We start from the raw sequence: 11225 nt of genomic DNA on the forward strand, positions 1-11225 counted from the left end.
GCTCGGCGCCGGCGATGATGCCGCCGTCTTTGACGCGCGACTGGAAAGGGAGAAGAAATTCGATCCCGACATCTGGGTGATCGAGATCGAGGCTGGCGCTGCTCCCGTCGAGGAGTTTATTTCCGTCAAGTCGCTCTAACGATTATGGATGAAAACAAAGGCTTAAAGCGTTCGCCTGAATCTCTTTCAGACGTGACGCGCCTTAGGCCTGGCGGCAGCATTATCGCTGTCCGCTTTACGGATGTCCGCGTTTGCCGAGATGGGTCCGGCATTGCGAATGGCCTTCCAGCCGCGTAGCCTGTCCAGCGCCGCGTCGCGATGCAGCAGTCGGTAGCGGTCGAGAAAGATGCGGATGGCCTGCGGATGCGGAAACTCTGTGGGATAGACGGCGGCGGTGATCAGGAACGCCCTCTCTTCGCCGAAATCAAGCGCGCGCAGGGCGGCCAGCAGCGACGTGTAGTTCTGGTTTGCGGTGAGCGCCCGCGCCGTTGAAAAATCGATTTCGAGCGCGTCGGCCAGTGCTGTTTGGAAGAATGCGGCGTTTCCGGTCAGCGCCGTCTCGCGCAGTTTGACATAGGTTTCAGCGCCGGCGAACGGATTGACGGTCGCGCCGCCGCTCTCAGCATCGGCACGCATCAACGACCGCAGCCGGCGGCGTGCATTCTCGGCGGCGGCGCCGGGCACCTGCTGGCTGTCGGGGCTGGGTGCGACGATCTCGGCGCTTTCAGGCGCCGTCTTGGCGATTGCCTCCGGCTGCCGCACGCTCACCAGCGTCGGCTTTTCAAGCGCCCTGATCAGCTGGGCGATGGTCGGGTTCAGATCCTTGCGGCGCGCGATGGCGCGCGCATGCGGCAGGCCGTGCCGTCCGATCAGCGCGATCAGGTCGATATCGCTGAGCGCGCACGAGCGGATGAGCAATGGCGCGGCAATGTCGACCGGCTCCTCGCAAAGCCGCCGGACCAGCGCAGCGGGCGCATATTCGCATTCGGAAAGGGCGGCGGCGACGTAGCGGCGCGATTCGACCGACACATTGGCGAAAAGCGGAAGCGTCAAATCCTCAAGTTGCGCGATCTCCCGGCGCGAAGGGCGGGTGAGCGAACAGAACGCCGACACCGCGGCGCGGAACAGCCTTTCGGCCTTTCCCGATTCAGCCCGTATAGCGATTTGCCTGAAATCCGAAGCTGACACGAAGGATACGCCCGATACTCGACACAATCTGGACCATGCTCGACCGGGACTGTGTCGGTTTCGCATTTGCCTCGGGTCAAGAATTCCTGACCTCAGAACAAACATCAAATTAGCGGCGATCCGTTAGCGTTCCGTTAACCTACTGCCGTCCTTAATCAGATTGGAGGCGTTGCGTTGTGCTCCGGGGCAACCGAGAGGAATGCACGAACCATGGGCATGGTACTGTCTTTCGTGCCGCGAACGGCGGCAACCAATCGAGCAGAACGAAACACCGGAACGCCGGCAGCGGTGATCATTTTCCCTGGCGTCCGCTACGAGCCACGGACGGGCGAAACGCGGCCAGGCGCCGGTCCGGACAAGCCGGGCTCGTCAAGGACGATGCCGGGGTCGTCGGGGACGATGCCTGTTCCGCATCATTAGAGCCCGCGCGCCCTGCTGGGCGCGCGCAAAGGCACCTTGAATGAGCGCCGCGGCCCGGTCCGACGCGCAAAGGATGCTCTAACACTTTGAAAGCGGGCCGCGCGCCCTGTTCGGCGCGTACAGGAGGCTCTAACTTTGAATCGCTGCAGGCTGGAAACCGGCCGCCGCATACTTCGGTTGACGTCAGTAGCCCTGCAGTTCGCAGGAACTCCGCTCGAGAAACCGCGACACGATCGGCTTCCAGCTGTCATCGGGCACGAACGAGCGGATGACGAACATGCCTTCGTCGATGGGCGCCTCGACGAAGATTGCTCCTTGCAATTCCTCCGGGAGATCCTTGCGGATCTCGATCATCTGGGCCGGCGTCAGTACGATACTGTCCAGCACCCTTCCGGTCGCACTATGGTCGTTGAAGGAGTAGATGTTATGTCCGCTGCGGTCATAGACCGATACGGACCAGAACGGGACGTTTCCCGGTGCCTTCACCCGAACCATCCCTTCGGACAGATCGAAGCGGCAAGCCGCAGCATAAAACAGCGGATCGACGGATCTCACCACCGGCGTCCCGCCGGCCTCTGCATCCAGCCTGGTCATCTTATAGAGGTCCGATGCCATGGCCAGCCGCGACCACGCATCACGTTCGGAAAATTCCGGAACGAGCAGCAGCACGACGATGTGCACGATGCCGGCGCCAAGCAGGCCGAGCAGGATCGCGTGCAGCAGCCTACGCATTGCAGCCGACCTTCCGGATCTGCGGCAACGTGATATCCGAAAGACCCGTGCTGCTGGCGACCGGCGTGTCGTAGAATGTCAGTACGAAATACATCCGGCCGAAGCCGTCGGAAAGCAGCCAGTTGCCTGGTGCGGGGCGGTTGCTGACGGAAATTGCCACCGAATTGTCGGGCTGGCGCAGCACCTGGTAGGATTGAAGTGCCGCAAGCCTTGGTTTTCCGGTCTCGACCACGCTGAGCGATTCATCGGCGGCATAGAGGGTCCAGAACCGGGCTGTGGGAAATCCGCCTTCGATCTCATAGGCGCATTGGCGTTTCAATTGTTCGCCGCCGGAATCGCGTTCGGCGATAAAGGACAGGCCTTCTGTCTGCCCGAGTGCAAGGACACCCTCGCGCGCCACGCGCGCTTTCGAGTAAGGATCCGCCGCCCGCGTGCCGATATCGGGGAACGCCGTCCATGGGCCGATCCTGATCGCGCCGATGCCATCCTGCGTCTTGAGAGCGTACCAGACGCTGCCGCCGCCGCCGCCGATGGCTATGGCAAGCGCGAGGAGCGTCAGGAATGCGTTCTTGAGCATGAAGAGCCGCGGGAAAGAGGAGTGCGCTCGGGGATATCGCGGGGGAGGGGGCCATGGCAAGCGGACCTCTGTGGAATTGCCGGCGCGAGGGTGGCCTGGCCCGTGTGCCGGCATCAAAGCGCCGACAGGGTCTCCGGCGTCGCAGGCGCCTGGAGGACGGGCGCCGACTGGAACAATCTTGTGATGTCCCTGAGCGCCCGGGTGGTTTGGCTGGACAGCACCGGCGGGCGCTCGGCGGCGGCGTCGGCCACTGCCTGCTCGGCATCCTGCTTTTCCGCTTCCTCGGCCTTGGCGGCGATCTCCTCGTCGACGAAGGGATGATCGAGACCGGGGATCGGCTTGAGGTCGATATTCTGGTGCGCATAGACCATCAGCCGCTGCCAAACCATCGCCGGCAGCGAGCCGCCGGTCATGTTGTTGGTCGTGGTGAAGTCGTCATTGCCTAGCCACACGGCAGCCGTGTAGTTGCCGGTGAAGCCGACATACCAGGCGTCGCGGTAAGACTGCGTGGTGCCGGTCTTGCCGGCCGAAACGATATTGGGAAGGGCAGCGCGCCGCGCCGTACCCATCACCGGCACCGCCGCCAGCATGGTGTTCATATATTTCAGCGCCTGTTCCGAGAGCACACGGTGCGGCGGCGGCGCATCCTTGGCGAAATCGTAAACCACCTCGCCGGTACGAGTAACCAGCTGGGTGACGCCATGCCGAGAGCCGACAAAGCCGTTCTGGGCGAACACGCTATAGCCTGTCGCCTGGTCCATCACGGTCATGCCCGATGTGCCGAGCACCATCGTCTTGTGCGATTCGAGCGGCGATTCGACGCCCATGGCTTCCGCCATCGCCTTGATCGGCTTGATACCGAGATGATTCTTGGCCAGCCGCACCGGCACGGTGTTGATCGATTTGGCCATCGCCGTGATCAGCGTGACCTTGCCGGCCCGTCCGTCATTGTAATTGTGCGGCGACCAGGCACCCCAGGAGATCGGCGCGCCTGAAACGACGGAATCCGGCGTGAAGCCGTGCTCCATCGCCGTTGCGTATACGTAGGGTTTAAACGATGAGCCGCTCTGGCGCAGCGCCTTGGTGGCGCGGTTGAACTGGCTGGCACCGTAGTCGCGGCCGCCGACGATCGCCCTGACTGCGCCATTGGTTTCGATGACGACCATGGCGCCTTCGGTGACGTTGTATTCCTTGCCGAACTGGCGGAGATGAAACTCCATCGATTCTTCCGCCGCCTTCTGGATGTTGGCGTCGAAAGTGGTGTGGGCGACCAGCGAATGCTGGCCGGACTTCGCGGCGATCTTCTTGACCTCTTCGAATGCCCAGTCGAGGTAGTAATCGGGGCTCTTCTGCTCGCCGCGGTCGACGATTTCAGCCGGATGCAGCCGCGCCTGCAGCACCTGACCCTCGCTCATGAAGCCGCCTTCGACGAGATTCGACAGCACCACATTGGCCCGCGCCCTGGCAGCAGGCAGGTTAATGTGCGGAGCGTATTTGGTCGGTGCCTTGAACAGGCCGGCCAGCATCGCCGCTTCGGCGAGGTTCACATCCTTGACGCTTTTGCCGAAATAGAAATCGGCGGCCGCTTCGATGCCGAACGTGCCGCCGCCCATATAGACGCGGTCGAGATAGAGCTGCAGGATCTCCTTCTTCGACAGATTGGCCTCGAGCCACAGCGCCAGGAAGGCTTCCTTGACCTTCCGTTCCAACGTCCGTTCATTGGTCAGGAACAGGTTCTTGGCCAGCTGCTGGGTGATGCTCGAGCCGCCCTGCACCACGGAATTCGCCCGCACATTCGCGAAGATCGCGCGCGAAAGGCCGAGCGCGTCGATGCCGTAGTGATCGAAGAAACGCCGATCCTCGGTGGCCAGCACCGCCTTGATGACCTGATCGGGCATCTCGTCGACCGGCACCGAATCGCGCTGGATGATGCCGCGCTGGCCGATCTCATTGCCGTAGCGGTCGAGGAAGGTGATGGCGAAATCGCCCTGGGCGCGCCAGTCGCCGGCGGTTTCCTGGAAGGCCGGCAAAGCGAGTGCCAGCATGACGACGATGCCACCGGCGCCGAGCGTGAAGCCTTCGCTCAACAGTTCGATGATGCCGCGGCGCCAGCCGGAGACGCGGAAGCGCCGGAAAAAAATGGTGGCCGCTTCCCAGAACCGGCGCGACTTGAAGCCGGTCTTGTAGAGCGAGGAATCGAACCACGCATCCGCCGCCAGCAGCCTTGCGGCAATCGGACCCCTTCTCTTGCGTGATTTCAAAGGACTGGCCATTCCAAGATCCGGCTGCGGCTACGCCCCACTGAGAAGCGGCACTCGTACCAGACTATTTGTCCATTTTGGCCTCGCTCACAAGGGTGAGGGGAGCTTTCGCGGTACAGTTTGTTGATACTAGGGTCGCGCATGCCACCTCGCATCCACCTACCGCGCCGCGATAAAGCGCATGAAATGCGCCACGTCGGCATCGCTTGGCTCCTGGCCGGTGAAACTGCGCAGATAGGCGCCGAGATAACTGACCCTCGCCTCGACCGGTTCCTTGAGGTCGAGCACATAATAGCCGATCTGCATGTAGTAGAGCACACGGGCGCGGATGAAGGCATCCTCTTCGCCGTAGCCATGCCGGCGATACATGTCACGGATCGCGCCGAGGCGGTCATTGTCGGCCTGGTCGATGGCCCGGCGCACGTCGTCGGAGCGCCGCGCCCATTCCCGGATGGCGAAGTCGAGCCTGGGATCAAACAGGCGCTCGTCCGCCCAGCATTCGAACACGTTCATGACGCCCATGATGATACTTTCTGCCGGCCGCTGTGCGCGTTCGACGATCGCCCTGGTGTTGGTGTCCCGCCAATGGGCAAGCAACTGGTCGAGCAGATCCTGACGGCTCTCGAAATACCAGTAGAAACTTGAGCGCGAGACGCCGAGCTTGTGGCCGAGCGGCAGCACGCGCACGCTTTCGATGCCATCTGAAATCAATGTCTGGAGCGCAAGATTGATCCAGTCCCAGCGCGTCACCTTGATGTTGCCGGGCGTCGGCTCGTCCTGCGGAGCAATCATGATCATGGCCGCACAATAGGCATGAGGCGAGCTGCATACAACCGTACTAGACACATATGTACAGTACAAGTATCCTGCCCGCTCCAAAGAACTGGGCCGATCGGCCGGCGCGCGTCATCGCGGCTTCTCCGTACGATCCCCAAGGCACGGCAATACGGCAAGCATACGGCAATGAGGAGTATCCGCCATGATCGATGACGCCGCACGTGATCTCAGGCGCGAACGCAGGCGCGGACGAACCGGCGAGGCCGGCAGCGAGACCAGCCGCCGGCCGGACTATCGTTCGCTGAAGAACCCGTTCCTGCCGCAGCCGATCTTTTCGGTCGACCAGGTCGCCGCGATCCACGACACGGCGCTGCGCGTACTCGAGGAACTCGGCGTCAAGGTGCTTCTGCCGGAGGCGCGCACCATTCTTGCTCGGGCCGGTGCGCTGGTCGACGAGCACAACCAGATGGTGCGCATCGGCCGCGACATCGTCGCGGCGGCACTGGCTTCGGCGCCGAAATCGATCCGTGTCCACGCCGGCGACCGTGCCCGCGACCTGACGCTCGAGCTCGGCTCGATGACGTTTCTGGCGGGATCCGGGGCGCCGAACGTCACCGATCTAGAGCACGGCCGGCGGCCGGGAACGCTTGCCGCTTTCGAGGATTTCATCCGCCTGGTGCAGCATTTCGACGTGCTGCACATGCTGGGACCCTGCATCGAGCCGCAGGACATCGACAACCGCTTCCGCCACTATGCAGTCAACCGCGCGCAGCTGACGCTGTCGGACAAGTTGCCGTTCGTCTTCGCGCGCGGCACGCCGCAGGTGGAGGACGGCTTCGAGATGCTACGGCTGGCGCGCGGCCTGTCGGAGGACGAATTCCGTTCGGGCGCTCATTGCTACACCGTCATCAACACCAATTCGCCTCGCCAGCTCGACATTCCGATGGCGCAAGGCATCATCGACTTTGCCAGGGCAGGGCAGGTGTTGATCATCACGCCCTTCTGCCTGGCCGGCGCGATGGCGCCGATCACTGTGGCCGGCGCGCTGACGCTGCAGCACGCCGAAGCGCTGGCCGGGCTGACGCTGGCCCAGATCGTGCGGCCGGGTACGCCGGTCGTCTATGGTTCCTTCTCCTCCAATGTCGACATGAAGTCGGGGGCGCCGGCGTTCGGCACGCCGGAGCACGTCAAGGCGACGCTCGGCGCCGGTCAGCTTGCTCGCTTCACCGGTCTTCCTTGGCGGTCCGGCGGCGGCAGCGCCGCCAACATATCGGACGCGCAGGCGGCCCACGAAACGCAGTTCGCGCTGTGGGGCTCGGTGCTTGCGGGTGCAACGGTCTGCATCCATGCCGCTGGCTGGCTCGAAGGCGGCTTGAGCGTCTCTTTCGAGAAGCTGATCACCGACGTCGAGGCGCTGCAGACGGTCGCCGAACTCTGCGCGGCGACGCCCGGCGACGAGGACGCGATCGGCTTTGAGGCTATCGCTGAAGTGCAGCCGGGTGGGCATTTCTTCTCGGCCGGGCACACAATGGCGCGCTACCGCACCGCATTCTACGAGCCGCTGGTCGCCGACTGGTCGAATTTCGGCAACTGGACGCAGGCCGGGTCAAGAACCGCCACGGAGCGCGCGACCGGCATCTGGAAACGGCTGCTTGCCGATTTTCGGCCGCCGGCTTCCGCCGCTGCTACATCAGGTGTTCTCGACGAATTCATCGCGCGGCGCACGGAAGCGGGTGGCGCAGCACCGGTGTCGTGATCTAATTCAGTAACTGCGTCAAAGGGGACGCGGTTGCTGCCAGCGCACGTCAGGTGCCACCGCTCACCTCTTTAGAGCCGATGGCTCAAAAATGTTCATGGGCTGGTTGAAACTGTCGAATAGTATTATTCCGCACTTTATTTTTACGAATCTGGGCGATCAAAGATAGCTCGGAAATTGAATTTTTCTGCTGAGACTCCTATTTTAGGAGCGAATTGCAATTTCATCACCTCGGTCAAAAAGGGATATTTTATCGATGGCGGAATTCAATCAAAGTATCACGGAAAAGGCTGAAGCGCGCTTCATGGAGAAGCAGAAGAAAACTGCGGAGCGAAACCAGGCTACGGCCGAATATGTCTCCGAGGCCAAGGCCAGGACCATTAAGACCCAAAAGTTGCGGGCGCTGCGGCTGGCCAAGGAAGAGGCCGACCGCGCGGCGGAAGCCCTCAATCCCGTCGCTCCCAAGAAAAAGCGGGCCGCAGTCAAGAAGGCGGGGGCCGCTTGACGGCCGTCAAGCCATGACCCTGACATTTCCAAACCTAAGCCGAAGCTACGACGAGGCGAGCCGACGGATCCGCTTCGTCGGCTATGACGGCATGTCCCAGATTTCTTTCTTTATCGATGCAGCCGCCATCTCGACGGCACCGCCGGGGACGGCGACAGCCGAAGCCACATATCTCGCCGCTTTCGATTCGGCCGTCGGTCCCATACATGACGTCGCAAGGAATGCTTATGCCCGTACCGGCAAGAGCATGTATGTGCTGACCGCAGCCGATTTTCGATAATTCCGACGGTCCGCGCGATCGGGGCCTTGGAAATCCCGTGATCTGGCGCCAGAACTTCAACGCGGCTACGCTGCAAGCGGAAATCGCTGACGGGGTGAAGGCCTGTTCAGCCGTGACGGGCGAGGGAGAAGACTATGACCGCGCCGGCCGCCGCCCTGCAGAAGGCCTTGTTCGAAGCGCTGAACGGTGACGGTTCCCTGTCAGCGGCATTGGTCGGCGCAAAACTATTCGACCATTCCCCGGAAAATGTCCCGTTTCCCTATGTGACCTTCGGTCGGACCAGCGTCTACGACTGGGCAACAGGCGCGGAGAACGATGCCGAGCAGCTTTTCACGCTGCATTTCTGGTCGAAGTCCGAGGCCAGGAAAGAGATGCTCGATGCGATGGACCTAGTCAGCACCCGCCTCCAGGATGCGGCGCTCGCGCTCGACGAACATCACCGCGCCAATCTCAGGCTCGAATTCACCGAGGCCCGTTACGACGAGGATCTTTCAGCGTGTCACGGGCTGCTGCGCTTTCGCGCCGTGACGGAAGAAAACGCCTGACGCGCTTTCAATATGGCTGCAACACAGTCTAGACTGGCACTTGGATGAGTTTGCCGGGTTAGGGCGGCGAATCATAGGGTCGGTTGTCTCGCGTTTCAGGGGGGGAGATAGGCATGTGTTGCAGGCGTTCACTGTTCATTTCACGTTCAGCACCGATGCGTTAGGACGCTGATCATGAAAACGCTTCGCTCCCATTTCCGAACCGCGACACTGGCGCTCTGCGCTGCCGGTCTGCTTGCGTCGCAGGCGACGGCGCTGCCGGTCGTCGTGCCCGAGCAGAACCGGCCGATCGTCCTGGCTGCCTCCGACTGCTACGCGATCGGTCAGCAGGTTGCCGAGCAGAATGGCGGCACGCTGGCCAAGGCGTCGCAGTCGACGCGCGGTGGCCAGCCCGTCTGCGTCATCGTCGTGCTGGTCCCGGGCAAGGACGGGCAGCGTCCGCGCCGCACCGAGATCGTCGTTCCGCTTAACTGATCCCTGCCGTTTCCCAGGCGCTGGAATCGGCCTATAGATGACGCCCAGTTTCTCGACAGGGCAGCCTCTCAAACAGGGCAGCTCTTCAACAGGCCAGTTCTTCAACAGGTATGATCCCCGCATGCGCGTACTCGTTGTCGAAGATGACAAGGATCTCAACCGGCAGATATCGGACGCGCTGGTCGATGCCGGCTATGTCGTCGACCGGGCTTTCGACGGTGAGGAAGGGCATTTCCTCGGAGACACCGAACCCTATGATGCCGTCGTGCTCGACATTGGCTTGCCGCAGATGGACGGCATCAGTGTGGTCGAGCGCTGGCGGCGCGGCGGCCGCAAGATGCCGGTCCTGATGCTGACGGCGCGCGATCGCTGGAGCGACAAGGTATCCGGCATCGACGCCGGCGCCGACGATTATGTCACCAAGCCGTTCCACATCGAAGAGGTGCTGGCTAGGGTCCGAGCGCTGATCCGGCGCGCGGCCGGCCATGCGTCGTCCGAGTTGACCTGCGGGCCGTTGCGGCTCGACACCAAGGCCTCCAAGGCCGATGTCGACGGCGTGCCACTGAAGCTGACGTCGCTCGAATTCCGCCTGCTTGCCTATTTGATGCACCATATGGGCGAGGTCGTGTCCCGGACCGAACTGGTCGAGCATCTTTACGATCAGGATTTCGACCGCGATTCCAACACAATCGAGGTCTTTGTCGGGCGGCTTCGCAAGAAGATGGGCATCGACATGATAGAAACCGTTCGCGGCATGGGCTATCGAATGCGTGAGCCGGAGGCGTAAGGCGGAACCGCTCAAACAGACTGCAAGAACGCCGCTTTCACTGCGGTTCTGGCCGCGTTCGCTGGCGTTCCGGGTGATTGCCTTTTCCACGGTCTGGGCGATACTCACCCTGATTGTCATCTTCACGCTGATCACAACCCTCTATCGCCAGGCGAGCGAGCGTGGTTTCGACAGCCTGCTGTCGGCGCATCTGTTCAATCTGATCGGCTCGGTCGGCGTGTCCGAAGGCGGGTCGCTGACCGGCGCTCCCGACCTTGGCGACCTCCGGTTCTCGGAGCCGAATTCCGGCTGGTACTGGTCGGTGGAGCCTGCGTCGGAAGGCGTACGCGGTGAGCTGCACTCCTCCTCGATGACCGAGGCGATCCTGTCGCCAAGCGTCGCCGAGGTTCCTTTCAATGCCAGCTTCCAGCGCAGCTATGCGACAGAAGGCATCGATGGCGAGGAACTGGAAGTTTTCGAGAGCGAATTCGTTCTCGACGCGAAAAATCGCGCAGCACGCTTCCGTGTCATGGGCAACAAGACCGAGCTCGAGCAGGAAATAGGCGCCTTCCAGCGTCGCCTGCTGACCTATCTTTCCCTGTTCGGCGTCGGCATGATCGCCATCAACGCCATCGCGATCCTGTTGGGCCTGCAGCCATTGCGCCGGGTCAGGAACGCTCTCGCTATGGTGCGCGAAGGAACCGCGCAAAGGCTCGACGGTCGCTTCCCGGCCGAAATCGAGCCGCTCGCCAACGAGACCAACGCGCTGATCGAAAACAACAAGCGTATTGTCGAGCGCTCACGGACGCAGGTCGGCAACCTCGCCCATTCGCTGAAGACGCCGCTGGCGGTGGTGATCAATGAGGGGCGGGCGCTCGGCGGCGCCAAGGGCCAGCTCATAGCCGAGCAGGCCGCGTCGATGCAGAAGCAGGTTGACCATTATC

General features: G+C 62.3%; 13 protein-coding genes. 8 read left to right on the top strand and 5 right to left on the bottom strand.

Features of this window, described 5'->3' with window-relative positions:
• On the top strand, positions 1 to 139 hold a 139-nt coding region (locus EOA85_RS15390), incomplete at its 5' end, for a DUF1491 family protein (protein ID WP_127210097.1).
• 47 nt (positions 140 to 186) lie between these two features.
• On the opposite strand, the gene EOA85_RS15395 is transcribed toward EOA85_RS15390, so the two are convergent.
• The 5 genes from EOA85_RS15395 to EOA85_RS15420 form a co-directional block, all read right to left on the bottom strand.
• Positions 187 to 1188: a hypothetical protein gene (locus tag EOA85_RS15395; protein WP_164759678.1), complete on the bottom strand. Its 1002-nt coding sequence runs from the start codon at positions 1186 to 1188 to the stop codon at positions 187 to 189.
• 603 nt (positions 1189 to 1791) lie between these two features.
• Complete coding sequence (locus EOA85_RS15405; RefSeq protein ID WP_127210103.1) at positions 1792 to 2340, bottom strand: DUF1254 domain-containing protein; 549 nt, start codon at positions 2338 to 2340, stop codon at positions 1792 to 1794.
• Positions 2333 to 2917 carry a DUF1214 domain-containing protein gene (locus EOA85_RS15410; RefSeq protein WP_127210105.1) on the bottom strand — a complete coding sequence of 195 codons (585 nt, stop codon included), beginning with the start codon at positions 2915 to 2917 and terminating at the stop codon, positions 2333 to 2335. The genes EOA85_RS15405 and EOA85_RS15410 overlap by 8 nt, the downstream gene beginning before the upstream one ends.
• 113 nt (positions 2918 to 3030) lie before the next feature.
• Positions 3031 to 5190: a PBP1A family penicillin-binding protein gene (locus EOA85_RS15415; protein WP_127210107.1), complete on the bottom strand. Its 2160-nt coding sequence runs from the start codon at positions 5188 to 5190 to the stop codon at positions 3031 to 3033.
• Between the two features lie 147 nt (positions 5191 to 5337).
• Positions 5338 to 5976, bottom strand: coding sequence for a TetR/AcrR family transcriptional regulator (locus tag EOA85_RS15420; protein WP_127210109.1), 639 nt, complete (start codon positions 5974 to 5976; stop codon positions 5338 to 5340).
• A 181-nt stretch (positions 5977 to 6157) separates the two neighbouring features.
• On the opposite strand from EOA85_RS15420, the gene EOA85_RS15425 reads away from it, so the two are divergent.
• The 7 genes from EOA85_RS15425 to EOA85_RS15455 form a co-directional block, all read left to right on the top strand.
• Positions 6158 to 7711 (top strand): trimethylamine methyltransferase family protein, encoded by a 1554-nt coding sequence (locus tag EOA85_RS15425; protein ID WP_127210111.1) that lies wholly within the window; start codon positions 6158 to 6160, stop codon positions 7709 to 7711.
• A gap of 256 nt (positions 7712 to 7967) precedes the next feature.
• The gene (locus tag EOA85_RS15430) at positions 7968 to 8216 is read left to right on the top strand and encodes a hypothetical protein (protein ID WP_029354601.1); all 249 of its coding nucleotides are present in this window, start codon (positions 7968 to 7970) and stop codon (positions 8214 to 8216) included.
• A gap of 13 nt (positions 8217 to 8229) precedes the next feature.
• Positions 8230 to 8496: a DUF1488 domain-containing protein gene (locus EOA85_RS15435; RefSeq protein ID WP_127210113.1), complete on the top strand. Its 267-nt coding sequence runs from the start codon at positions 8230 to 8232 to the stop codon at positions 8494 to 8496.
• A gap of 134 nt (positions 8497 to 8630) precedes the next feature.
• Positions 8631 to 9041, top strand: coding sequence for a DUF3168 domain-containing protein (locus EOA85_RS15440; protein WP_127210115.1), 411 nt, complete (start codon positions 8631 to 8633; stop codon positions 9039 to 9041).
• A gap of 174 nt (positions 9042 to 9215) precedes the next feature.
• Positions 9216 to 9515: a hypothetical protein gene (locus EOA85_RS15445; RefSeq protein ID WP_065010428.1), complete on the top strand. Its 300-nt coding sequence runs from the start codon at positions 9216 to 9218 to the stop codon at positions 9513 to 9515.
• Positions 9516 to 9636: 121 nt separating this feature from the next.
• Positions 9637 to 10302, top strand: coding sequence for a response regulator transcription factor (locus tag EOA85_RS15450; protein ID WP_029354594.1), 666 nt, complete (start codon positions 9637 to 9639; stop codon positions 10300 to 10302).
• Positions 10286 to 11225 (top strand): HAMP domain-containing histidine kinase (locus tag EOA85_RS15455; protein WP_164759679.1); only part of this gene is annotated, 940 nt, incomplete at its 3' end. The genes EOA85_RS15450 and EOA85_RS15455, both read left to right, overlap by 17 nt.

This window comes from Mesorhizobium sp. M5C.F.Ca.IN.020.29.1.1, assembly GCF_003997375.1.
Taxonomy (GTDB): domain Bacteria; phylum Pseudomonadota; class Alphaproteobacteria; order Rhizobiales; family Rhizobiaceae; genus Mesorhizobium; species Mesorhizobium wenxiniae.

Coding starts and splice junctions, on each gene's coding strand:
- EOA85_RS15410 (WP_127210105.1), bottom strand. CDS start 2,917: ATGCTCAAGAACGCATTCCTGACGCTCCTCGCGCTTGCCATAGCCATC.
- EOA85_RS15430 (WP_029354601.1), top strand. CDS start 7,968: ATGGCGGAATTCAATCAAAGTATCACGGAAAAGGCTGAAGCGCGCTTC.
- EOA85_RS15425 (WP_127210111.1), top strand. CDS start 6,158: ATGATCGATGACGCCGCACGTGATCTCAGGCGCGAACGCAGGCGCGGA.
- EOA85_RS15440 (WP_127210115.1), top strand. CDS start 8,631: ATGACCGCGCCGGCCGCCGCCCTGCAGAAGGCCTTGTTCGAAGCGCTG.
- EOA85_RS15405 (WP_127210103.1), bottom strand. CDS start 2,340: ATGCGTAGGCTGCTGCACGCGATCCTGCTCGGCCTGCTTGGCGCCGGC.
- EOA85_RS15450 (WP_029354594.1), top strand. CDS start 9,637: ATGCGCGTACTCGTTGTCGAAGATGACAAGGATCTCAACCGGCAGATA.
- EOA85_RS15445 (WP_065010428.1), top strand. CDS start 9,216: ATGAAAACGCTTCGCTCCCATTTCCGAACCGCGACACTGGCGCTCTGC.
- EOA85_RS15415 (WP_127210107.1), bottom strand. CDS start 5,190: ATGGCCAGTCCTTTGAAATCACGCAAGAGAAGGGGTCCGATTGCCGCA.
- EOA85_RS15420 (WP_127210109.1), bottom strand. CDS start 5,976: ATGATCATGATTGCTCCGCAGGACGAGCCGACGCCCGGCAACATCAAG.
- EOA85_RS15435 (WP_127210113.1), top strand. CDS start 8,230: ATGACCCTGACATTTCCAAACCTAAGCCGAAGCTACGACGAGGCGAGC.